Origin of the sequence: Vibrio mytili, assembly GCF_049563345.1 — a bacterium.
In the GTDB taxonomy this organism is placed as follows: Bacteria; Pseudomonadota; Gammaproteobacteria; order Enterobacterales; family Vibrionaceae; genus Vibrio; species Vibrio mytili.
Genome location: NZ_CP110481.1, coordinates 1329137 through 1353030, shown reverse-complemented (window position 1 = coordinate 1353030; position 23894 = coordinate 1329137). Strand labels below are relative to the sequence as shown.

Here is a 23894-nt window from a genome sequence, read left to right as displayed (position 1 = left end):
GTCGCAAAATCATAAATTTGTGAAGAGTAAAGAGTTATATGCGTATCTGATTCGACCAACACCACTCGTAGAGCAACGTTTCCTCTATTCAGTACACTGATTGGACCGAAATCCATGAGTGCGGTCACGTCATATTTTTGATGAATGTTGAAGCATTTTTAGATTTTCAGGCGTATACTTTTTATTCAAATAAGCCAAAGGAGCCGTTTGATAAAGCAGTGGAAATCGGAAGTCTAAAACAAGCTCAACATACCTGTCAGTCATTTCAATTAATAAACTAAAAAACTTCAAAATACTGACTATATAACAAATGTTTAGACACCACCTGCATACTGAAAACTATAAACAGAGGTGTATTTATAGTTATAAGGAACACCAAAAATGGAACGTGATAGTTTGGGAATTTGCCTTAATAAGGCCATGTTGTCGGATAATATGTATTCAACTTTTACTCATGTAAGAGCTTATGAGAAAAAAGATGGAGGCACATTAGACTTTAAAGTGCTGATGTCCTTCCCTCAAATGAGCGGTAAGGACTTGTTGAATACTATACGAGGCTCACGACAACTGGAGTGGAGAGCGGAGTTTCACTGCCCTTGCAAAAAATAATGCAACCTACAAGTAACATCCCGTAAAGTAGGTAGTTAAAGAATTATGAGACGTTTTGTACCTTTGTAGACAATGTGTATAAACACATAAGCAAAGTGTATAAACATAAACGCAAACGTGCGAACGTCTCAAAGTTCTACGCGACTCTGTGATTGTATAAACGCGGTTAATACTTAACACGCAATGTTTATTGCTTTATATTAGAGCCAATACTCTACAATAAGAGCCATTATGAAACTTACTGGAAAATTTTGGCTACTAGGCCTTATCACTTGTGTCCTTTCTCCGGCTAGCTACGCTTCACGCATTACTTTCGACAACGCATGGCAAGTGCTATTAGAAAACAACTTTTCTCTGAAAGCGCAACAAGCCAACGTGGAAAACTATCAGTATCAACAGGGGGCGACCAGCAACCTTAACTTACCTCAAGTGACTGTTGGAGCAAACTACACTCGCCTCGACACTGATGTGACACTATCGGGTAAGCAAATCCTGGACAGCACCGGCACTAACCTATCAATACCTGCCGCTTTTCAGCCTATTTTTAGTGGCCTTGCTAGCACCACGTCAACCATTACCGAGCAAGATATTTTTTCTTCGTCTATTCGAGCTATATGGCCAATCTTTACTGGTGGTCGAATTTCTGCTGCGCAATCTGCAGCAGCAGGAAAAACAGAAGAAGCGAAAAGCCAGCTTAAGATGGAGCAACAGGCACGTTTTGAGGATTTATCAAAATATTATTTTTCTGTTGTACTGGCGCAAGAAGTGTTAACAACACGAGAAATGGTCGAGAATGGCTTAAAGAAACACAGAGACTTTGCGGTAAAGCTCGAAGAACAAGGTCAAATAGCACGAGTTGAACGTCTTCAAGCAGAAGCGTCTTTAGATAAAGCATCGGTAGAACGACGGAAAGCGGCCAGTGACTTAAGCATTGCCCAAGCTGCCCTTGGTAAACTCCTTGCGGTAAATGATGTGGTTGAACCGTCAGAGTCGTTGTTCATAAACGATCATCTCCCTCCTCTCAGCGCATTTACACAACAGACATTGCAGACCTATCCTGGTTTAGCTCTGCTCGACGCCAAACACAAACAAGCCACCAGCTTACTCAAAGCAGAAAAAGGCAAATATTATCCCGATGTGTACTTATACGGTGATTACACCTTGTATGAAGATGACTCCCTTGCTAGTCAGCTTAAACCCGATTGGCTCGTTGGTGTTGGTGTCAACGTGCCATTAATTGAATCGTCTGGACGAAGCGAAAAAGTGAAAGCGGCACAAAGTGTACTTTCACAAGTCAATGCTTTGAAATCCCAAGCTAAGCAAGATCTCTCTTTATTGGTTCAAAAGACCTACCTAGAAGCACAACAAGCAATCGATGAGGTTAAAGGGCTGGAGTCTAGCATCTCTTTAGCGAACGAAAATTTACGGCTCAGAGAAAAAGCGTTTACCCAAGGGCTTTCTTCTTCACTGGATGTTGTCGACGCTCAGCTTTACGTCGCGAGTATAGAGACACAAATCTCAGCGGCACGCTTCCGCTACTTAGTATCATTAACCAAACTGTTGGCACTCAGCAACGAGATGAACAGCTTCCAACAATATCAAAACACCGCCTATTCTCCTGCTATTCAATCCAAAGAGGTTCAATAAAGTATGGCAACAAAATCATTGAAACCCGTCTTACTATCGCTTTGTGCTTTGGGTATTACCTCTTGGGTTGGCTATCAGTTTTACCAAGCCTATCAGCCAAGCCCAGTTCGCCTTCAAGGTTTGATTGAGGCACAGCAATACAGCATTTCATCGAAAGTACCGGGGCGTATTGACCAGGTTCTTGTGCGTAAAGGCGAAGAGGTTCAAAAAGGCCAACTTATTTTTACGCTTCATAGCCCAGAAATAGAGGCCAAATTGGAGCAAGCAAAAGCAGGTGAAAAAGCGGCAGACGCACTCGCACAAGAAGCAGAAAACGGCGCTCGCGATCAACAAATCCGGGCCGCCAAAGATCAATGGTTGAAAGCAAAAGCCGCCGCCAACTTACGAGAAAAAACCTATAACCGAGTCAATAACTTGTATGAAGATGGCGTTGTTGCGGAACAAAAGCGCGATGAAGCGCTCACTCAATGGCAAGCCGCAAAGTACACGGAAAGTGCCGCTTTTCAAATGTACGAAATGGCAAGAGAAGGCGCCCGAAGCGAAACAAAAGTAGCCGCAGCCGAGAAAGCACGTATGGCATCCGGTGCTGTAGCAGAGGTGGAAGCGTATGCGAAAGACACCCAAATACACAGCTGGTTTGACGGTGAAGTGTCTCAAGTACTGCTACAAAGTGGAGAACTGGCTCCGCAAGGCTTTCCTGTCGTTACCGTGATCGACACCAAAGATGCATGGGCCACACTGAATGTCCGTGAAGATCTTTTAAAGTACTTCTCAAAAGGTTCGACATTTGAGGCGTACTTGCCTGCACTAGACCAAAACATTGAGTTTAAAGTCACGCACGTAGCTGCAATGGGAGATTTTGCAACTTGGCGTGCGACAGATGCCTCACAAGGGTTTGACCTCAGAACGTTTGAAGTCGAAGCAAGACCCACTCAGCAACTCGATGCTACGTTGCGCATGGGTATGAGCGTCGTTGTTGAACTTTAACGATATTCATACGGTCGAGACGATGACAATTCATATTTCACAGCGGCATGTCTTACAGCACGATAAATGGCTGTTATCCTGTTTGACTTGTATCCCCCTTTTGCTTGCGTTGATCATTTGGGGCGTATTCTCATCAGGCATTGCCCGTGACTTGCCCATGGGGGGCGTGGACCTGCAACATTCGCAGCTGTCACGTCAACTCACGCAAACGTTAGACGCTTCTTCTGCCTTAGATGTGCGCTATGCATATGCTGATGCAAGCGAAGCCAAAAATGCGATGATCAATGGTAAAATCTACGCATACGCGGTTATCCCGCCAAGGTTCGACCAAGACATTCTGCAACACCGACAGCCACAACTCTCGGTATTTTATAACAGCCAATATATTTTGGTGGCTAAGTTGATCAACTCGGCAGTTGTACAAGCTCAAGGCTATTTTGACGCTCAACTGGAAGTCATGAATCGACTTGCAAAAGGAAATACAACCGCACTGTCAGCGATTGGAAACACTGTTGCGGTATCCACTCAAGTAACAGCCCTGTTTAATCAGAACAACAACTATGCGCAGTTTCTCGTAACCGCTATCGTGCCGGCGATTTGGCAGATTTGTATCGTGGTCAGTACAATACTGGTTCTCGCCGCAAATTTTCGCATTTACGGACATAAAAATGGTTTCGAGTTTCTTGGTAATCAACCCTACGCTCGAACGTTTATGATTTTAGGACAATACATTCCAGTATTTATGGTGCAAGGTGCACTGTATTTGTATTGGTTCTATGGATTACTTGACTGGCCAATGGCGGGCAGTTTTTTGGTGTTAGTTTTGGCGCAATTCGCCACAGTTATTGCCTGTATCATCATGGGAGCGTTGTTTTTCTTTCTAACAATGGACCCAGCTCGAGCAATGAGTTTTGCTGGCGCATTTACTGCACCTAGTTTTGCTTTTATGGGCATCACGTTTCCTGTATCAGACATGAATACACTCGCCATGCTTTGGCGCTCGTTCTTGCCAATCAGCCACTACATCGAAATTCAAGTAGAACAAGCAAACTATGGTGCACAAATAGCGCAATCCCTCAGTCACTTATGGCCAATGAGCGCGTATATTGTGCCTTTGTTAATCACTGTAGCTCTAATGGGCAAACACCGTAGCGCGACTCATAAACGCCAACATGAGGAAATAGCATGACGCTCTGGCAATTGATTAAGGCAGAAATCCGCTCGGTAATGACGAATCCAGTGGTGACCTTAACGGTCTTTGGTGGGGTTGTGTTCTATTCGTTCTTGTACCCACTGCCTTACACGCAACAAACGCCAAGAGAACAGTCCATTGCCATCGTTAACCTCGATGGTAGCCAAACGAGTTTTAAACTAGAGCGAATGGTAGACGCAACGCCTCAAGTAAGCGTCGTTTCGAGGCTAAGCACCATTGAGGATGCCAAATATGCGTTCTTAAAGCGTGATATCACGGGGTTCTTAGTCATTCCCGAACACTTTTATAAAGATCTACTGCTGGGGAAAAGCCCAACCTTAGCCTATGCAGCGGATGCTTCGTATTTTTTGGTCTATGGTACTGTTGTAGAAGGGTTAGCAAAAGCGGGCGGAACCTTAGGTGCGCAAGTCAAAGTGAGTAAGATGTTGATTGATGGCACGCCCCTTAGTCTAGCAAGCCATAACAACTCAGCAATTAAGCTCAATATGAAACCGACATTTAACCCCACAATGGGCTATATCGATTACGTTGTTCCTGCTGTGTTTGTCCTTATTTTACAGCAAACATTGATAATGGCAGTGGGCTTACAAACCGGTTCACAACGTCTCGGAAAAGGCTACTGGTCACAAGCCTCAATCCCTGCTTTGTTGTTGGTCAGGACCTTGGTTTTCGTTGTCATTTATTACGTTCTCAGCGCCTATTACTTTGGTATAAGTTTCGAACGCTTAGATGTCAATCACATTGGCAAAGCCGGCGAGCTACTGACATTGCTGTTACCATTTCTGCTAAGTAGTTGTGGATTAGGGTTCTGGCTTGGCACTCTATTACCTCGGCGAGAACTGGTCACACTGGTTGTGCTGGTGAGTTCCATGCCGTTGGTCTTCCTCGCAGGCTTCATTTGGCCAGTGGAATCCATTCCAAGCCCCCTACTTTGGATAGCAGATTTGAGTCCAAGCACTTGGGCTATCAAAGGCTTTCTTGCTCTTAATCAAATGGGCGCAACATGGCAACAAGTTGCGACCCATTGGACCGCTCTGTGGTTGCTTACTGTGTTATGGGGTGGGATTGCGTATTGGCGAGCGAGAAGAGTTTAAACGCTCAACTCGCGTAATGCGGCTATCGCATCCTCTGCCTTAGCGGACGGTACAAAGATGTGATCGTGATAAAAAGCAGCGATCACATTGGCACTGATTCCTTTTGACGCAAGTTTGGTGGCAACCGCAGCCGTTAAACCTACCGCGTCAAGGCTGGAGTGCACCGTTAATGTAATCTGCTTGAAGCTTCCATCAAACGCCAACCCTGCATCCAAAGCGACCGATTTTTCGAGTACAAGTGTTAAACCTTCTGCTTCTTTAAAAGTCGCAACAGGATCAAATGATACATAATCTGCTATCTCATCTGTTACAGAGCAAAACACGAACTCTGGCTCCAATAAATGGGGACTTAATGATTTTAATAAGTCATCTAACTGGGTTATCCCTGCCATTCAACTGCTCTCCACAACAAAACACTTAACACTAAATTTAACATCGCACTGAGTGCCTTAAGCTTTCTTTACGAATTTAGCGGTGACCATCATCTCACCAGCACCGTCCACTTTACAATCGAGCTGATGGTCTTTGCCTTCGACAATACGCCTTATAACCGCTTTGGTACCAATTTTTAACACAAGAGAGCTGCCTTTCACCTTTAGGTCTTTGGCGAGAGTCACTTTATCGCCTTCCGCTAACAAAGTACCATTTGCGTCTTTAACGCTAAACCCCTCTTCAACTTCGGAAGGGTCCCACTCGTGACCACATTCTGGACAGATAAGATGGTTTTGGTCTTGATAAACGTACTCTGATTGACAGTTTGGACATGGAGGAAAAGACATAACTACCTATTTTAAATTACTATTTAAGAGACACATTCTAGTTTTAGAACATATTCAGTTTGGCTGTGCTAATGAATCCCGTTAATGAGCATCTGCAAGATGCACCTAACATAACAGACACTAGAGATAAAACCACTACGTGATATGGTTAAATTGGTAATGCATTTCGATTAACTGATGTTCTCCGACGATTTCAACATCTTGAATAAACACAAAACCAAACTGTTCATAATAGTCACGTAAATAGCCATGGGCATGAATTTCTATTGAACTTATTCCATGATTTCTAGCGTACTCCATTAATGACCGAACAACATTAGACGCAATGCCCATTCCTCGATAGGTTTTAGTTACCGCAACTCGAGCCATAACAGAAGAGTTCTCTGCTGTTATCGTTAATCGAGCAGTCGCAACGAGTGCCTCATTTTCAGTAACTAATGCATGAACAGACTCTTCATCTAACCCATCTAAATCCAGCTCTTTAGGAATATTTTGTTCAACAGTAAACACCTGATGACGAATAGCTTGCGCCTTTTGTATCAATTCTGGGCTATTTCCAATTACAGTTTTCATTGCAACCTCTCAGCGATTTAATGCCCATTCCACACCATGCGCTGCATGAATTTCTGTCGTGTCGTACAAAGGCACATCGGTATCGCTTTGCTTAACCAATAGTGCAATCTCAGTACAGCCTAAGATCACCGCTTGTGCGCCTTGAGCATGTAAGTTGCCAATGATTTCTACATAGCGCTTTCGTGAATCGTCATTAATAACACCTTGGCAAAGCTCTTGATAAATAACTTCGTGAACCACCGATTGTTCACTGCTGGAAGGAACAATAACTTCGATTCCAAACTTTTCAGAGATCCTTCCCTTGTAAAAATCTTGTTCCATTGTGAAGCGCGTCCCTAACAGGCCTACTTTTGTGATGCCATCTCGAATTAGGCTTTGTGCCGTAGCATCAGCAATATGCAATATAGGAATAGATATCTGTGCCTCAATCTCTGGTGCGACTTTATGCATGGTGTTAGTGCAAATCATTAAAAAATCCGCACCGCCTCGTTCTACGGACTTTGCGGCATCTGAGAGTAACACACCTGTTTCTGACCATTTACCTTGATGTTGTAGTTGCTCTATTTCTGCAAAATCTACGCTATATAGACAGATCTTTGCTGAATGTAATCCGCCGAGACGAGACTTAACGCCTTCGTTTAGCGCTTTATAGTAACTGGCCGTTGACTCCCAACTCATCCCACCGAGTAATCCAATTGTCTTCATCTATCGTCCTTCTATAATCAAGTAACCACAAGTACTTGTTCAGCAAATATCTTTAGCGTTAATCTGCCAACGGTAATCCATTTGACGGGCCACCTTTTTAGCTAACCCTTCACTAACTAGCTTTGCAACAAGATGTAAACTCATATCAATACCAGCAGAGATACCAGCCGATGTTGTATATTTCCCTGAACTGACCCAACGTTGGTTTCCGATGACCGTTAATGCAGGAAAGCGACGAGCCAAATCGGAAATATCCTCCCAATGCGTTGTCACTGTTAACCCATTCAACAAATCTGCGCTAGCCAATAAAAACGCGCCAGTACAAACGGAAGCGACGTGTTCAGCGTGTTGAGCGCACGAATTGATCCAACTCAGTACATTTTGCTTTGTCATTTCTTCTGTATGGATACCACCAACAACGACCAGTAAATCAATATTCGGATGATCGTCAATAGCGTAATGTGGCAAGACAGTAAAACCACCACGCGCGACAACCGGTGCCGAATTTTCAGAAACCAAAAATACGTTCCAATCGTTGTTATCTAATCGCTTTGCGGTACTAAACACCTCAAAGGGACCGGAAAAATCCAATACCTCGGCGTCGTCGTAAATATAAATTCCAATGTTCATCAACACTCCATGTTTTATGGTCGCTATTAATCTTGAAACAGAATTGGCCGTTCACACTGCTTTATGATCGATCCGCCAAAACGGACGTAAATAAACGGTGATCCATGTTAAAAATTCATCAAGAAAAGGAAATTACCATGTTTAAACGATACGTCACACTAGCATATCTATTCGCCGCAACACTAGTCTTGCCATTGAGTGCCTATGCTCACAATCATGGTATGAAAAAAGACATTGTCGATACTGCCATCGAAAATGGTTCGTTTACTACACTCGTCGCGGCAGTAAAAGCGGCGGATTTGGTCGACACATTGAAAGGCGATGGCCCCTTAACCGTATTTGCCCCTACAGACGAAGCGTTCGCTAAACTTCCTGAAGGCACAGTTGAAACACTGTTGAAACCAGAAAACAAAGACAAGCTTGTCGCCATTCTGACTTATCATGTTGTACCAGGAGAAGTGATGGCGGCCGATGTTGTCAAAATGGATACGGCAAACACCGTACAGGGAGGTGAAGTAAAAATCACGGTTGATGGCGATATGGTGATGATAAACGATGCCAACGTTGTCGCTGCCGATGTAAAAGCGAGTAACGGCGTGATTCACGTCATTGATACCGTATTGATGCCTGAATAAGATTGTCACTCACCTTGAACTGAAAGGGTGGTCCCAAGGGCGGGACTGTAACAATAGGGCGTCAAACTATAACAAAAAGAGGCATAAGCAAAAAAGGGGCATAAGCCCCTTTTTATATTTATCGATTTTTACGTTTATTGATCGACTGTCACTTATCACTCTTTTATTGCTTACATAGTTTTCATTAAGGTCGGTAATCAAGCCTAAGCAACGTCTTCTATTGATTCCGTTTCTAATGATCCAGACTTTTCCAACGGTTCGAAAAACTCATCATGTAAGGCACAAATAGCACGTTGGTATTCTTTATCACTCACCACAAATTGAACGTTCACGTTACGTAATGACGAGTGAAGAGCAACCGGAGTAACACCACTGTTCATCAACGATAACACGCCTTTCGCCAAGGTTTTGTTCGTGTCAATCTGAGAACCAATTGCTGAAATCAATGCCACCATACGACCTTTAATTGACGCCTTTGGATAGCATTTTTCAGCTTTGTAGAGAACCTTATTCAAGCTGTCTGCGCTACCACCCAAATAATAGGTAATCGAGTTTGCGTTCATTTCTTTACCGATCAAACTGACTCGTGCGTCTGAGATAATTTCCATCAACTCATAACTCACGTTATCAACCTTGCCCACCATTGCTTGGTCGAACAAGTGCAAAGCAAAAACTTTCTCTTTACCCGCGATGATTTCAACTTTGTCTTCTTCCGGACGATAACCAGAAGAAATTAAAGTGCCTTCATGTTCAGGTTCAAAGGTGTTTTTGATTTGCAGTTCGATACCACTTTCACGTAAGCCTGCCGCGGCATTAGGGTGAATCGCCTCCATGCCTAAGTTAGCGAGCTGATCCGCTACATCATAGTTTGTACTACCAATAGGCAACACTTTTTCAGGTCCGACAACACGTGGGTCAGCAGAGCTCAAGTGGTACTCTTTATGAATAATCGCTAAGTCAGCCTGCGTAATCGCAGCAACACGGCTAAATGTCATCTCACTATAACCACGGTCATAAGTGTGCATTAGCCCTTCTTTACAGTAAGCATATCCTGTCACGATCGGTAGCTCTTTTGACACATCGATATCTGAAAACGCGTCGCGAATTGAATCGTCTAAGCTGATTGGCTCTTGCGTATCCCAGCCAGATAAATCAACAAAGCGAGCGTTGATACCCATATTTTTGAGCTTCAATGTGGTGTTGTATGCACTGTGTGCTTCACCGATCGAAGAGAGAAATTCACGAATTTGAGGCAAATACTGGCGCAATGAAAATTGACCGTATTGGCATGTCTCAAGAATATTGGCAATACAGTTTTTCGCTTCCGAAATGCGTGAGCGAATAAACTTATCTGCTCGCATACGATTCATTGGATCAGCAAAAATGTTTTCGTTAGTCAGTAGCATACGATTTTCAACGTACGCTAGAGCCTCTTCCCAGCTGTCATCGCGCTTAGCAACCAGTTGGTATACACCGGCTTTGCTCGTTTTTTTACATTCTAATAGCGCATCTGTCATACCACCGTAAGCCGAAACAACGAAGATTCGGTTATAGGGTGTTTTGGGACGAAGAATAATATTGTCTAAAACGGCGTCAAATGCCGTCATTGATGTACCGCCGATTTTTTCTACGGTAAAAGTCATGATATACCTTTTTTGATTGGTAACTTTAAAAAAAAAGAAAAGAGATTTGATGTGTGAGGCGTTTAAACGCCTCACATTAAGTCATTGATGCTTAGTCAACGAGTGGATATACGCCATTTTCGTCGTGTACTTCAGCGCCAGTGATCGGTGGGTTAAATACACACGCCATTACCATTTCTTTATTTTTATAAGCGCGTAAGTAATGTTCATCGTGTTTATCTAAGATGTATAGCGTACCAGGTTTGATTGGATACGTTTCACCACCCACAACTTCAATCTCACCTTCACCACTCATACAGTAAACAGACTCTAGGTGATTTTGGTAATGAATATGTGTTTCAGTACCTTCGTAAATCGTCGTAATGTGGAAAGAAAAACCCATGTTGTCATCTTTCAACAACATACGGACGCTTTCCCAGTTATCTGATACAACGCGTCGTTCACTGTTTTGACACTCTTCAAGAGTTCTTACGATCATAATTTAAAAATCCTTTTAAGATGCTTGTTTGAAGTGTTTTGCAACAGTTGTTTCTACTGCACTTTCAAAAATGCTGAGTCCTTGATCCAGCTCTGACTCGCTGATCGTCAGTGGACAGAAGAACTTCACAATCTCATCGTCTGGTCCAGCGGTTTCAATCACCATGCCGTTATCAAAACAAGCCTTGGTAATTTCAGCAGACATATCACCATTCACACATTCAATGCCGATCATCATGCCGCGCCCTTTTTCTTGGACGAACATTTGTGGGTAGCGCTTCACACAACGCTGAATGACTTCACTCACACGTTCAGAACACTGTTTAATATGCGTTTCAAAGTCGTCGTTTGCCCAGTAAATTTCTAGCGCTTTCGCTGCAGTCACAAACGCGTGGTTGTTGCCACGGAACGTGCCGTTATGCTCACCAGGTTTCCACTGGTCAAGCTCTGGCTTAAGCAATACAACCGCCATTGGTAGTCCGTAACCACCAATCGATTTAGACAGAGTGACGATATCCGGTTTAATGCCTGATGGTTCAAAGCTGAAGAATGTACCAGTACGGCCACAACCAGCTTGAATATCATCGACAATCACTAATATATCGTTCGCTTTACAGATTTTGCTTAATCGTTGTAGCCACTCGTTAGACGCCGCATTTAAGCCACCCTCACCTTGCACCGTTTCTAGAAGAACAGCAGCAGGTTTATCCATACCGGCAGAATTGTCGTTTAGCATCGTCTCAAACAGAGCCAAACCATCAACTCCCGCATATCCTTCATATGGCAGACGCGTAACGTTATGCAAGCTAGAACCATTACCTTGTCTATGATGCTGGTTACCTGTCGCAGCTAGCGCGCCAGCAGTACAGCCATGGAAACCGTTTGTGAATGCAACTACGCTAGAACGACCAGTCACTTTCTTCGCCAGTTTTAGAGCAGCTTCTACTGCGTTGGTACCCGTTGGACCGGTAAATTGAACTTTGTAGTCCAACTTTCTTGGTTCAAGGATGTAGCGGTTTAAGGCTTCAAGAAAACCAGCTTTCGCTTCTGAATGCATGTCTAAACCGTGAGTAATACCATCCATTTCGATGTATTCGAGCAGAGCTTGCTTGAGTACAGGGTTATTGTGTCCGTAGTTAAGAGATCCTGCGCCAGCTAGGAAGTCTAAGTAGCGCTCACCTTGTTCTGTTTCTAGCCAGCAGCCTTTCGCTTTACGAAATACAACTGGGAAATTATTTGAATAAGAGCGTACGTTAGATTCCTGCTTTTTAAAAATATCCATGATAAGACCGTTTTTGATTCCTATTGTTTGTGGATTACTTGTGTTGAGGATTACTTTAGAGGAATTCGATACAGATATTCTGTATCGTGCTTGCCTTTAAAATGGGCATCTTCATCTAAAAATGTGCTGACTTGGCCTAAATTGCCATTCATCGCGTCCAATTTTTTGAAAAGTGCCCAAGAGGCTTTGTTGTCTTCCGTTATGGTCGTTTCAACCATGTTGACATTGTTTAGTTTTTCTCGTGAAAGCAGTTCTTTAAGCATACGAAGTGCTAATCCGTTCCCTCTAAACTTAGGAGAAACTGCAACCTGCCAAACAAACAGAACGTTCTGCTCATCTGGTTTTTTGTAACCAGAAATGAACCCCGCTATGTCACCATTTTGCTCAACCAAAACACTGGTTTTGCTAAAATGAGAAGACTGTAAAAAATTGCAGTAAGAAGAGTTCATGTCCAATGGTGGACAGTCTGCAATCAAGCTATATATGTCGTCACCATCAGAGATTTTAGGTTCACGAAAAATCCATTTTTTGTTTGTTTCTTTATCAATCTCAGGATAAAGAACCCAAGGTGCTGATGTGATCATGTGAAAAACCATATCCTTTGAGGTCTAATTAAATTTCGCTATTATTATGCGCATCTATCGCCACCAAAAATCAAATATTTGACAGCATTAAGCGAATAATTGTGATCAATATCACATATTTTACAGCCTTAATCAAATCTTAAAATACTTTGAGGTCTAAATTGTTGTGTGAATATTATACAATATTTGCCAAAAATCATGCCAAGATAGCAAAAGATTAGTGCTCTAAATTTTAAAAAATTCACAACCGCCTAACACCCCTGAGGCACGCAAACAGCCTCACACGACAAAATCGGTCAATTAATATTCAAAATTAATTCACACATTCATGGATTCATAGAATAAACACAATCAAAATCACATCAAGTAACTGTTTTTAAAGACAAATAACTCAAAATTCACACAGTAACCTTTTGGTTACATATGAGCCTATTTCGTTCCAAGATAATTGCAGCACGTTGAAATATTCCAGAAAATTGTTTAGAGTACAAAGCGTTAAGCACATAAAAAAGGACGATAAACATGGATCCCATACTGGAAGTTAAGGGACTTTATAAAGTGTTTGGTGAAGCACCAGAACGTGCTTTTTCTCTTATCGAAAAAGGGAACGATAAAGACAAGATATTCGAACAAACCGGTTTAACCGTTGGTGTAAATGATGTCTCTCTTTCGATCAACGAAGGAGAAATTTTTGTCATCATGGGCCTTTCTGGCTCAGGGAAATCGACGCTTGTTCGCCTACTCAATCGACTTATCGAGCCGACTAAGGGAAATGTCTATCTCAAAGGCAAAGATATTGCCCACATTTCTGAAAATGAACTCAGAGAAGTTCGCCGCAATAACATTTCCATGGTTTTCCAAAACTTTGCGCTTATGCCCCATATGAGTGTCATCGAAAACGCAGCATTTGGTTTGGAGTTGGCAGGCGTAGACATAGAAACCCGTCAAGCTAGCGCCCTCTCAGCACTAGAACGAGTCGGTCTTGGTCCATATTCTGAATCATTCCCAGATGAACTGTCCGGCGGTATGAAACAGCGTGTCGGTTTAGCAAGAGCTTTAGCTTGTGACCCAGACATTTTGCTAATGGACGAAGCTTTCTCCGCTCTCGATCCTCTTATTCGTACAGAAATGCAAGACGAGCTGATCAGACTCCAAAATGACGACAGACGAACAATTGTATTTATTTCTCATGACTTGGATGAGGCGATGAGGATCGGGGATAGAATCGCCATCATGCAAAATGGTGATGTCGTTCAAGTTGGTACTCCCGACGAAATTTTACACAATCCGGCCAATGATTATGTAGAAGCCTTTTTCCGAGGCGTAAACATAGCCAGCGCACTCACTGCGAAAGATATCGCGCGTAAAAAGCCAGCTGCGGTATTCAAAAAGTCAGAATACGATGGTCCTGGTTCTGCTATGCAGATGCTCATGGATAACGACCGTGAATATGGCATTGTCGTTGACAAATCAAGTAAATACTCCGGCATTGTGTCTATTGACTCATTGCGTTTAGCTCACAAGGAAAACCGTTCACTCGCCAGTGCTCTACTGGAAGATGGGGTGACACTAGAACCCACACAATCAATCAATGACATTCTTGGGATTGTTGGTGGCGTTCCCTATTCTGTTCCTGTGGTTGATGAACACGGTAATTACTTTGGTGTCGTGACTAAATCACGTCTTCTGCAAACGCTAGATAAGGATTAATACGATGTCATCAGAACAATCAAATAACGATCCGTGGTCACAAACAGCCCCAGCACAAAGCGATCCTTGGGCGCAAGGCGGTGAAGCTGCGGGAAACAATGACTGGTTAAATACAGAAGTTGTCGAACAAGCACCGTTCGATATCATGCATCCTTTTCAGGATGCAATTCTTCCTGTCGATCATTGGGTCGAAAATGGATTAAATTGGTTGGTTGAACACGGTCGTCCGGTCTTTCAAGCGATTAGAATTCCAATTGATTTTATCCTTACATCATTTGAAACCGCCTTGGTCTCAACTCCCGCGCCAATCATGGTACTGATTCTATTTTTATTGGCTTGGCAGTTTTCGAACCTCAAATTAGGCCTTTCAACACTCGTCTCTCTTGTGTTTATTGGTTTAATCGGCGCATGGTCGCAAGCGATGACCACGTTGGCACTGGTGTTAACCGCGGTGTTTTTCTGTTTATTAATAGGCCTCCCCATGGGGATATGGTTATCACGTAGTAACACAGCGGCAAAGTTTGTCAGACCAATTTTAGATGCGATGCAAACTACCCCAGCCTTCGTTTATCTGGTGCCCATTGTTATGTTATTCGGTATCGGTAACGTTCCTGGCGTGGTGGTGACTATCATCTTCGCTTTACCACCAGTAGTACGCCTTACTATTTTAGGTATTCAGCAAGTACCCGAAGAACTTATCGAAGCTGGCCACTCTTTTGGCGCAAACAAAAAGCAAATGTTGTATCGCGTTCAATTACCGCTCGCACTACCGACGATTATGGCTGGCGTAAACCAAACCTTAATGCTGTCACTTTCTATGGTGGTTATTGCCTCCATGATCGCCGTCGGTGGATTGGGACAAATGGTATTACGTGGTATCGGACGACTGGACATGGGGCTTGCTGCAGTTGGTGGTCTTGGGATTGTCATACTGGCGATCTTGTTGGACCGAATTACCCAAGTCCTCGGCGTAAATGCAGGCAATACTAAGCTGCGCTGGTATCACACAGGTCCTGTTTCATACCTTTTAAAATTGAAAACAAAGACGAACCAAGATGACCTAAAAACTAGGAGAAACGTTAATGATTAACTCATGGAAGAACGCGCTGACGATAGGCGCACTTAGTACAATGGCATTTTCCACTTATAGTGTCGCAGAAGATCTCCCAGGTAAAGGCGTTAGCGTCCAACCTGTTCAATCGACGGTGGCCGAAGAAACGTTTCAGACGTTGATCGTCAATCGAGCACTCGAAGAGCTTGGCTACGATGTGAAGCCGACAAAAGAGGTTGATTACAATGTCGCCTACACGTCTATCGCAGAAGGCGATGCAACGTTTTTGGCTGTATATTGGTATCCACTCCATTCAGGTAAATACGAAATGGCGGGAGGCGATGACAAGTTTTTCACTAAAGGCGAGTACATCAGCGGTGCCGCTCAAGGCTACTTGATTGACAAGAAAACAGCTGAAAAGTACAACATCACTAACATTGGTCAGCTAAAGGATCCAAAGATCGCGAAGTTGTTTGATGCGAATGACGATGGTAAAGCTGACTTAACTGGCTGTAACCCTGGTTGGGGTTGCGAAATGGTCATAGAACATCAACTTGATAGCTTCGGCCTTCGTGACACTGTCACGCACAACCAAGGTAACTATGCTGCAATCATCGCTGATACTATTTCACGTTACAAAAAAGGCGACCCAATCCTTTACTACACGTGGACACCATATTGGGTAAGTGGCGTTTTAGTTCCGGGTAAAGATGTGGTTTGGTTAGAAGTGCCTTTTTCATCGCTTCCTGGTGATCGTAAAGACGTTGACACAACACTTGCCAATGGCAAAAACTATGGTTTCGAGATGAACTCAATGCGAATTGTTGCAAACAAAGAATTTGCAGAAAAAAATCCTGCCGCAGCGAAACTTTTCGAAATCATGAAGCTTAACATCAACGATGTGAGTGCAGAGAACATGATGATGAGCAAAGGTAAAAATACCTCAGCTGACATTAAATCTCACGTAAATGGTTGGATTAAAGCTAACCGAGACCTGTTTGATAGTTGGATTGCCGAGGCCAAAAAAGCGGCGATGTAGCCCTCAGGACCAGGCATAACCACTGTTTTTCAAAACAACACTGTTTTTCAAAACAACACTGTTTTTCAAAACAATACGGTTAGTTAATAAACTCGCTAAGAGCCAATTGTTCATCGCAATTGGCTCTTATTTTTTACATCTTATCTTCACTCCCAACTTCCCTTTATCTCATTTAATTTTCACTCCTTAAGAGTTCCTTAAGTTTTGCGTTTTACTTTATTGGTATTCACTCAGTCAAAGGAATCGCAAATGAAACTCAATGTAAGAACTTCTCAAGATAGCTTTACGTTGGACATCGTTGATTCAAAACACCCGTTGTGGAGCGACGTTATTGATCATGTTTCTCTGCGCTACCAAAAAGCATTCTGCGCTGAACTTAAGCAATTTATGCCTGAGTATTTAACCCTAATTAAGAACGACCATATTATTTCAGTTTGCGGCTTTCGCGTCGCTGATCAGGAACCTCTTTTCCTAGAACAATACTTAGAGGGAGAGGCACAAACACTGGTTTCCAATCTATTTGAATGTGAAGTGCAGCGTTCCAATCTGGTGGAATTCGGGCATCTAGCTTCATTTGCTAAAGGCATGTCAGGTCTTCACTTCTACCTCATTGCGGAACGGTTAGTGGAACTTGGTTTTGAATGGTGCATTTTTACTGCCACAGATCCACTGCACGCTATGATGACGCGCTTTGGTTTAGAGTCAAAAATCATCACCCATGCCGACCCTGGCAAAGTCCATGATGCTCAATCAACCTGGGGGTCATACTACGAGCACCAGCCTCGAGTTCTTGCCGGAAACTTAATCCAAGGGCTAGAACGCCTTCGAACACTCCAACAACGAAAACGTCAACAAGCATGGAATAATAATGAATACGCTCCTAGACACCATTAAAAATTGGGCAATGACCCAACCAGAGCACTTAGCATTTGTGGGAAAGGACGATACTGGAAAAACCGTTCAATTAACCTACTCTGAGTTGTTCGATCAAATTCAATATGCTGCGTCTCAACTAAAGGCGCACAATGTTAAAGTGCTCGCGTTGCGTGCAGAAAATAACATTAATTGGGCCATCATCGATCTTGCTGCAATGGCTGCAAACATTGTTGTTGTTCCTATCCCAATGTTTTTTTCTGATAGCCAAATAAGGCATATTTTAATCCAGTCAAACGTCGATACCTTACTAGGAGATTGGAACAACGTTGCCTTACCTGACGGTATCATTCAGCCAACGCCAAACGAACAACTACGAGTCTCTGGCTTACCATTGACACATACATTCCCCACGGTACATGCCCCTTATCTTGAAGGGACCGGGAAAATTACGTTTACCTCTGGGTCGACTGGCCAACCCAAGGGCGTATGTTTAAGCAATGAGCATTTATTCCAAGTTGCCACATCGCTCTCACATGCAGTCAAAGGCTTAGCGCAGTCTCATTTGGTCTTGCTGCCACTATCTACTCTGCTGGAAAATATTACGGGTGTATACGTACCATTAATCTTGGGAGTAACCGCGACGATCCTGCCCGGAAAACACACAGGACTGATGGGCTCTAGCCACTTTGATACCTCTCAATTTACGAAAACGTTAGCCGAGGTTAAACCAGACAGCTTAGTGTTAACCCCTGCTTTACTCTTGGCATTAATACACATCGTAAAAACTCAGCCACCCCTCGCGCTTTCTCTAAAATTTGTTGCCGTCGGCGGTGCAAGAGTGTCTTCACAATTGATTAGTGCAGCCCGTGCTTTAAACATACCCGCTTTTGAAGGTTATGGATTATCTGAGTGTGGTTCCGTCGTCTGTTTGAATACGCCTGCGGAATTCAAACCCGGCACATGTGGGAAACCGTTGACGCATACTCAAACCCGAATCGCAGACGATGGAGAACTGTTTGTGAAAGGCAGTATCGCCCTTGGTTACTTAAACGAACCCTTTCATCAAGAATGGTTAGCAACTGGCGATTTGGCTCAGATTGACGATCAAGGTTACATCACTCTATCAGGTCGCAAAAAAAATCTTATCGTGACAGCGTACGGACGAAATGTATCACCAGAATGGGTCGAGTCTGAAGCGCTAGCATTTTTGCCCAATACGCCACTGATCGTCACCGGAGACGACCAACAGGCTTTATGTGCAATCGTTACAAAGAGCGAGGGTTTAGAAGAAAAAATCTCAGCGTTAAATAGCACGCTTCCTGATTATGCCCGAATTCAAGTTTTATTGGTGATGGATAACCCACAACGAATTCCGAGTTGGTACACCGAAAACGGCAAGCTTAAGCGTGACGCAATCGAGCGTAGCATCTCTAAATGGCTTGCACACGACATACCAAAATTCACACTGGAAGGCGAAGAGGTACAACGAATCGACCTTTCTCTCCAGTCATCTATCGCTTCTTAAGGAGAAGGTTATGACCCTTTTTTTTGAACAACTCAAACAACAGACTTCTGCCGCTCAACACTCAATGCTCACGGCGCCTGTGATTGCGGAAGTACAACAAGGCCACATATCTAAACCAATGTACATCGCATTTCTGACCCAGGCTTATCATCACGTTAAGCATACCGTTCCTCTTCTCATGGCTTGTGGTGGTCGTTTATCTGCAGAATATGAGTGGGTTCGCAGCGCAATTGCAGAATACATCGAGGAAGAAAAAGGTCATCAAGAGTGGATTCTCAATGACATTGAAGCATGTGGTGGTGATGCTGATGCCGTTCGCCACAATCAGGGAGATGGTCGTGTCGGGCAAGCAATTGAACTGATGGTGTCTTATCTGTATCACAATATTGATCGCCACAACCCGTTGGCATTGTTTGGCATGGTGTGGGTATTGGAAGGAACCAGCGTAGGTATTGGAGGACAAATGGCAGAAAAAATCCAATCGACACTCAACTTACCACCTTCAGCAATGACGTATCTCGTTTCACACAGCGTATTAGATCAAGACCACCTGAAGTTTTTTGAGTCATTAATGAACAAAATAACTGACCCACTCGATCAGCAAGTGATCATTGATTCCGCCAATATGGTGTTTTCTCTCTACGAGCAGATGCTAAGAGAGTTGCCATCTTATTCCAAGCAGCAAGCCGCGTGAGGTGAACCATGCAGATTGAAAACAGTCGCATTTTACTCACTGGCGCAACGGGTGGCATTGGCCAGGCCATTGCAACAGAACTCGCGAGTAGAGGCGCACAGTTAATCCTCGTCGGACGACATGAAGAAACGCTCTTCACGCTCAAATCATCACTACCAAACCAAGAGGTTCACGACGTGTTGGTTGCCGATGTTACGACAATAGAAGGCCGAAGCGAGATTAACAATCGAGCTAAGCAAGTGAACAAAGTGGATGCCATTATCAACAACGCGGGCTGTAACGATTTCTCGCTATTGAGCCATAAAAACAGCGCACAGATTGAAGCGGATATCCAACTAAACCTTCTTGCACCAATGCTGTTGTGCAAATCTGCTCTAAGTTGGTTAAAGCAGCCAGGTATCATCCTTAATATTGGGTCAACATTCGGATCCATCGGCTACCCGGGCTATACGTCCTATTGCGCAGCTAAAGCAGGACTGCATCGATTTACTGAAGCATTAGACCGAGAGCTGTTTGCTACGGGCATTCGCGCTCTCTATTTAGCGCCAAGAGCGACAAAAACGTCATTAAACAGCAATAGTGTCAACGAAATGAACCAACAACTAGGAAACAAGATGGATATGCCACAAGTCGTCGCTGAACATGTTGTCACTATGTTGGAAAAAGAAATTTCAGCGAAGTGGATTGGTTGGCCAGAAAAACTGTTTGCGCGCATCAATCAACTGCTACCCAGTGTGGTTTCTTCTGCGATCAGAAAACAGCAAGACACCATTCAGCAATATGTCAATCGCGTACATCACTAACGCATTGATGACAAAAGGACACGAACGATGAACATTAAAACGCTATGTTACACGATAACCCTATGCTCAACGTTGGCATCAACCCATACATTCGCGGCCGATACACCACTTCATGATGTACAAAAAAAGTGGGCAGAGTGTCAATACAACACGCCTAGTGGCGATGAGCAAGAGCAATGCTTTCATCGCGCTATCGCAAAAACCAGTATTTACCTGGACAGAGAGCCCAACAATCCAGAGCTCACCGTTTGGCTTGCCATCAATAAAGCATCTCTTGCTGGCGCACAAGGCGGTTTAGGTGCATTATCGTTAGTTAAAGAATCAAAAGCCCTGCTAGAAAAAGTGATTGAAACATCACCAAAAACACTCGAAGGCTCGGCGTACACAAGCTTGGGATCCCTATATTATAAAGTCCCAGGATGGCCAATCGGTTTTGGAGATGATGACAAAGCCGAACAAATGTTAAAAAAAGCGTTAGAGATCAACCCTAACGGCATCGATCCAAACTATTTTTATGGTGATTATCTAGCAGAAGAAGGCCGATATGACGAAGCAAAATTGTACCTCACTCGTGCAATGCAAGCGTCCCCACGACCTGATCGCCCTTTAGCCGATAAAGGACGGAGATCGGAAATCGAAACAACACTAGGAAAAATAAAATAATCTATGCGTTTATTACTGGTAGAAGACGACAAACTCCTCGGTCAATCCATGGTGACTTCGCTTAGTCGCCATGGTTACACTGTAGACTGGCTTGAGAAAGGAGCTGGTGTGACTAGTGCACTAAAAGCAGAAGCTTTTACAGCAGTCATTTTAGATCTGACCTTACCCGATATTGACGGGTTAGACGTCTTGCGTAACATCCGTAAGAACGGCTTTAAGCTACCGGTAATGATACTTACTGCAAGAGATGATATACGCGATCGTGTGCAAGGTCTTGATGGCGGTGCCGATGATTACTTAGGGAAGCCCTTTGCGTTAGAAGAACTTCTCGCAAGGCTTAGAGTAATCATCCGCCGACTATCTGGTAGCGCTGATGAGATCATCCAAGTTGGGCTGTTGTCGTTATCTCTATCTGAACAAACTATCAGATACGGAGATACACCGCTCAAACTCACCCGAAATGAATTCAAAATACTAACAAGTTTGATCACCAACGCTGGTCGAGTTCAGAGTAAGGATCAGTTGCAACAATCTCTCCACGGTTGGGACGAAGGGGCAAGCGACAACGCCATAGAAGTTCACATTCACAACCTGCGCAAAAAAGTCCCAAACATCGAAATCAAAAACATACGGGGTGTGGGGTACATTCTTGAAAAGTAACAAGCCCTACTCCATTAAACGTCAACTGACACTGTCTGTTGGCTTGCTGGTTAGTACGCTATTGATCGTTTCATTGTACTTCAGTTTTCAATCTGCAAAACATGAAGTCGAGGAAGTCTACGACGCTAGGCTTGGCCAATCGGCAAAACTTATGCTGCTAACGCTTTCTATCTCATCGGAGCAAAACAGACTCTCTCAGCATAAAAAGCAGTTCGAAAGCTGGATACATAACATTCAAAAGTTATCTAATGGTAGTGATGACAAAGCGACCGAATTCGGACACCCTTACGAACAAAATATCATTTTCCAGTTTTATCGTAACAATGTGCTGTTATGGAGCTCCGATCCAGAATTGCCATCTTTGTCTTCATCCGCCGACCGCTCCGGCTATTTAGATATTAATCGGGACGACGTTCAGTGGCGAACATTTCAACTCGCGTTTCCAAATACTAACTACGAAAATGAGTACATCGTAGTAGCTGAAAAGCAGGAGATAAGACAAGAAATCATCAATGAAATTGCGTTGTCGACACTCGTTGAACAAATCATTTTGTTGCCGACTTTACTACTTTTACTATTTTGGCTGATCAATCGATATTTCCGCCCTATAAACGCTTTACGAACGGCTATCTCTCAACGCAATGTTCATCATCTTGAGCGCATTCATGTGACTGACAACACAACCGAACTGGCGCCATTGGTTGATGCATTGAACTCATTACTTTCTGAGTTAGAATCCGCTTGGCAACGAGAAAAACGATTTACCCGTGCAGCGGCACACGAGCTTAAAACTCCCCTAACAATATTACGGCTCAACGCAGAAAATGCACTCCAAAGTCACGAACCAGAGCAACTGAAACGCGATTTGGAAAACATATTACAAGGCATTGATAGAACGGATAGGTTAATTCAACAGCTGCTTACCTTAGCCAAAGTCGAGAGTATGTCGGAACAAACGGTACAAAACATCAAGCTGGAAGCGCTTTTGCAAACCGTGATTGCCGATTTAGCCCCGTTGGCGTTACGTAATGGTCAAGAAATTAGCTTACAACCTTTCCAAGCGCAGTTGCTTGGTGACAGAATTCTGCTAGAAGTGTTGTTCCGAAACCTGATCGACAATGCGATTCGATACTCGGGGTCCGATAGCGAAATCGAAGTCAGTGCAATCAATGAAGGAAAAGTACTCAAAGTGTTCGTTTCAGACACTGGTCCTGAGATACCAAAAGAAACTCGTGAAAGAATTTTCGAGCAATTCTACCGGGGGCATACAGAGAAAGGTGACGGTGCGGGTTTAGGGATGTCAATATGCAAGGACATCGCAACGTTACATGGTGCAACGATTGAAATAGCGCCTCATCAAAATGGCGTAAACAAGTTTGTGATCACCTTTCCTCTTACCTAGCTTCAGGTGGCGGAGTGAACGGACTTATCACATCTGAATATCAAGCCCCTTTAAGCCGTGAGAACAATATACGAGCATTCACACAGTTATTGGAAAAAATCATCGGTGAATCAGTTCGTAGCCATTCCCATTGAGACTTCAATAAATTAGACTCACATTAATATGAATATCTGCTTAGACGATAAGTAAAGGAATGGCAATGAGCGCAAGTATGATCCTTAGTGAGTCCCTAATTGAGAGCGGGCGTGATATCCCACTAACAGAGCTTTTGTACGCAAAACGAGTGCTGGATAACTACATGGCGGTGGCAAAAGACAGCAGTCCACTTGAGCTACTTACAGAAATGAAAGCAGCCGCACAACAAGTCGAATACTTCAAAACCGAAGATAATCCTTGTGAAGCTCGTAATGTTATCAGCAGCATGATCGATGAAATCAGCCAAGCAGACTCGTTTGAGGCATTTAAATCGATAGCGGGTAAGCCTTCGAAAGCACTAAATGAGTTGATCGAAGATCGTGCTCAATTGATTAAACGTGAACGTGAATTGCTGCTTGCTTCAGGCTATGATGCGTCGCGAATCTAATGTTTTCTAAACATCGTTTTAAAAGGAGCT

Annotated in this window: 26 protein-coding genes; 17 read left to right on the top strand and 9 right to left on the bottom strand. The window is 43.5% G+C overall.

Annotated features, from left to right (window positions below; all coding sequences use genetic code 11):
• Nucleotides 1–381 precede the first annotated feature (381 nt).
• The 5 genes from ONE56_RS06330 to ONE56_RS06310 all read left to right on the top strand — a co-directional run bounded on the left by ONE56_RS06330 (nucleotide 382) and on the right by ONE56_RS06310 (nucleotide 5550).
• Nucleotides 382–609 (top strand): hypothetical protein, encoded by a 228-nt coding sequence (locus tag ONE56_RS06330; protein ID WP_041157035.1) that lies wholly within the window; start codon nucleotides 382–384, stop codon nucleotides 607–609.
• Nucleotides 610–840: 231 nt separating this feature from the next.
• Nucleotides 841–2256, top strand: a complete 1416-nt coding sequence (locus tag ONE56_RS06325) for a TolC family protein (protein ID WP_331439235.1) — start codon at nucleotides 841–843, stop codon at nucleotides 2254–2256.
• Between the two features lie 3 nt (nucleotides 2257–2259).
• Nucleotides 2260–3243, top strand: a complete 984-nt coding sequence (locus ONE56_RS06320; protein ID WP_041157036.1) for an HlyD family secretion protein — start codon at nucleotides 2260–2262, stop codon at nucleotides 3241–3243.
• Nucleotides 3244–3265: 22 nt separating this feature from the next.
• Complete coding sequence (locus tag ONE56_RS06315; RefSeq protein ID WP_423840435.1) at nucleotides 3266–4432, top strand: ABC transporter permease; 1167 nt, start codon at nucleotides 3266–3268, stop codon at nucleotides 4430–4432.
• A complete protein-coding gene (locus ONE56_RS06310; RefSeq protein ID WP_415679478.1) occupies nucleotides 4429–5550 on the top strand; it encodes an ABC transporter permease in 1122 nt (373 codons plus the stop codon). The genes ONE56_RS06315 and ONE56_RS06310 overlap by 4 nt, the downstream gene beginning before the upstream one ends.
• Here the strand turns inward: ONE56_RS06310 and ONE56_RS06305 are convergent.
• From ONE56_RS06305 to ONE56_RS06285, 5 genes are all read right to left on the bottom strand, one after another.
• Nucleotides 5547–5942, bottom strand: a complete 396-nt coding sequence (locus ONE56_RS06305; RefSeq protein WP_041157037.1) for an ACT domain-containing protein — start codon at nucleotides 5940–5942, stop codon at nucleotides 5547–5549. The two genes, ONE56_RS06310 and ONE56_RS06305, sit on opposite strands and share 4 nt — an antisense overlap.
• Nucleotides 5943–5999: 57 nt before the next feature.
• Nucleotides 6000–6329 (bottom strand): zinc ribbon domain-containing protein YjdM, encoded by a 330-nt coding sequence (locus tag ONE56_RS06300; RefSeq protein WP_041157038.1) that lies wholly within the window; start codon nucleotides 6327–6329, stop codon nucleotides 6000–6002.
• A 135-nt stretch (nucleotides 6330–6464) separates the two neighbouring features.
• A complete protein-coding gene (locus tag ONE56_RS06295; protein ID WP_041157039.1) occupies nucleotides 6465–6902 on the bottom strand; it encodes a GNAT family N-acetyltransferase in 438 nt (145 codons plus the stop codon).
• A gap of 9 nt (nucleotides 6903–6911) precedes the next feature.
• Entirely contained in the window at nucleotides 6912–7607 is a 696-nt protein-coding gene (locus ONE56_RS06290) for an aspartate/glutamate racemase family protein (protein WP_331439238.1), read from the bottom strand.
• 39 nt (nucleotides 7608–7646) lie between these two features.
• Nucleotides 7647–8237, bottom strand: a complete 591-nt coding sequence (locus ONE56_RS06285) for a DJ-1/PfpI family protein (RefSeq protein ID WP_331439239.1) — start codon at nucleotides 8235–8237, stop codon at nucleotides 7647–7649.
• A gap of 137 nt (nucleotides 8238–8374) precedes the next feature.
• Between ONE56_RS06285 and ONE56_RS06280 the strand changes: the two genes are divergently transcribed.
• Entirely contained in the window at nucleotides 8375–8872 is a 498-nt protein-coding gene (locus tag ONE56_RS06280; RefSeq protein WP_041157042.1) for a fasciclin domain-containing protein, read from the top strand.
• A gap of 203 nt (nucleotides 8873–9075) precedes the next feature.
• Here ONE56_RS06280 and ONE56_RS06275 read toward each other — a convergent pair whose 3' ends face one another.
• The 4 genes from ONE56_RS06275 to ectA form a co-directional block, all read right to left on the bottom strand.
• The gene (locus ONE56_RS06275; protein WP_041157043.1) at nucleotides 9076–10515 is read right to left on the bottom strand and encodes an aspartate kinase; all 1440 of its coding nucleotides are present in this window, start codon (nucleotides 10513–10515) and stop codon (nucleotides 9076–9078) included.
• Between the two features lie 91 nt (nucleotides 10516–10606).
• On the bottom strand, nucleotides 10607–10993 hold the full coding sequence (locus ONE56_RS06270; RefSeq protein WP_415679477.1) for an ectoine synthase: 387 nt from the start codon (nucleotides 10991–10993) through the stop codon (nucleotides 10607–10609).
• 15 nt (nucleotides 10994–11008) lie between these two features.
• Complete coding sequence (ectB, locus tag ONE56_RS06265) at nucleotides 11009–12274, bottom strand: diaminobutyrate--2-oxoglutarate transaminase (protein ID WP_041157045.1); 1266 nt, start codon at nucleotides 12272–12274, stop codon at nucleotides 11009–11011.
• Between the two features lie 50 nt (nucleotides 12275–12324).
• Nucleotides 12325–12858, bottom strand: a complete 534-nt coding sequence (gene ectA, locus ONE56_RS06260; protein ID WP_041157046.1) for a diaminobutyrate acetyltransferase — start codon at nucleotides 12856–12858, stop codon at nucleotides 12325–12327.
• A gap of 522 nt (nucleotides 12859–13380) precedes the next feature.
• On the opposite strand from ectA, the gene proV reads away from it, so the two are divergent.
• The 11 genes from proV (at nucleotide 13381) to ONE56_RS06205 (ending at nucleotide 23864) form a co-directional block, all read left to right on the top strand.
• On the top strand, nucleotides 13381–14568 hold the full coding sequence (proV, locus tag ONE56_RS06255) for a glycine betaine/L-proline ABC transporter ATP-binding protein ProV (RefSeq protein WP_041157047.1): 1188 nt from the start codon (nucleotides 13381–13383) through the stop codon (nucleotides 14566–14568).
• A 4-nt stretch (nucleotides 14569–14572) separates the two neighbouring features.
• Nucleotides 14573–15658 (top strand): glycine betaine/L-proline ABC transporter permease ProW, encoded by a 1086-nt coding sequence (gene proW / locus ONE56_RS06250; protein ID WP_041157048.1) that lies wholly within the window; start codon nucleotides 14573–14575, stop codon nucleotides 15656–15658.
• On the top strand, nucleotides 15651–16658 hold the full coding sequence (gene proX, locus ONE56_RS06245; RefSeq protein WP_041157049.1) for a glycine betaine/L-proline ABC transporter substrate-binding protein ProX: 1008 nt from the start codon (nucleotides 15651–15653) through the stop codon (nucleotides 16656–16658). The genes proW and proX overlap by 8 nt, the downstream gene beginning before the upstream one ends.
• Before the next feature lie 249 nt (nucleotides 16659–16907).
• Nucleotides 16908–17552 carry a thermostable hemolysin gene (locus ONE56_RS06240; RefSeq protein WP_041157050.1) on the top strand — a complete coding sequence of 215 codons (645 nt, stop codon included), beginning with the start codon at nucleotides 16908–16910 and terminating at the stop codon, nucleotides 17550–17552.
• Nucleotides 17527–19059 carry an AMP-binding protein gene (locus tag ONE56_RS06235; protein ID WP_423840434.1) on the top strand — a complete coding sequence of 511 codons (1533 nt, stop codon included), beginning with the start codon at nucleotides 17527–17529 and terminating at the stop codon, nucleotides 19057–19059. The genes ONE56_RS06240 and ONE56_RS06235 overlap by 26 nt, the downstream gene beginning before the upstream one ends.
• Before the next feature lie 10 nt (nucleotides 19060–19069).
• The gene (locus ONE56_RS06230; RefSeq protein ID WP_423840433.1) at nucleotides 19070–19753 is read left to right on the top strand and encodes a TenA family transcriptional regulator; all 684 of its coding nucleotides are present in this window, start codon (nucleotides 19070–19072) and stop codon (nucleotides 19751–19753) included.
• An 8-nt stretch (nucleotides 19754–19761) separates the two neighbouring features.
• Entirely contained in the window at nucleotides 19762–20556 is a 795-nt protein-coding gene (locus ONE56_RS06225; RefSeq protein WP_041157053.1) for an SDR family oxidoreductase, read from the top strand.
• 27 nt (nucleotides 20557–20583) lie between these two features.
• Nucleotides 20584–21219: a tetratricopeptide repeat protein gene (locus ONE56_RS06220; RefSeq protein WP_423840432.1), complete on the top strand. Its 636-nt coding sequence runs from the start codon at nucleotides 20584–20586 to the stop codon at nucleotides 21217–21219.
• A gap of 3 nt (nucleotides 21220–21222) precedes the next feature.
• Entirely contained in the window at nucleotides 21223–21879 is a 657-nt protein-coding gene (locus ONE56_RS06215; protein WP_041157055.1) for a response regulator, read from the top strand.
• Nucleotides 21869–23281: an ATP-binding protein gene (locus ONE56_RS06210; protein WP_423840431.1), complete on the top strand. Its 1413-nt coding sequence runs from the start codon at nucleotides 21869–21871 to the stop codon at nucleotides 23279–23281. The genes ONE56_RS06215 and ONE56_RS06210 overlap by 11 nt, the downstream gene beginning before the upstream one ends.
• A gap of 199 nt (nucleotides 23282–23480) precedes the next feature.
• Nucleotides 23481–23864 carry a hypothetical protein gene (locus tag ONE56_RS06205; RefSeq protein WP_041157057.1) on the top strand — a complete coding sequence of 128 codons (384 nt, stop codon included), beginning with the start codon at nucleotides 23481–23483 and terminating at the stop codon, nucleotides 23862–23864.
• The last annotated feature ends 30 nt before the right edge of the window (nucleotides 23865–23894 follow it).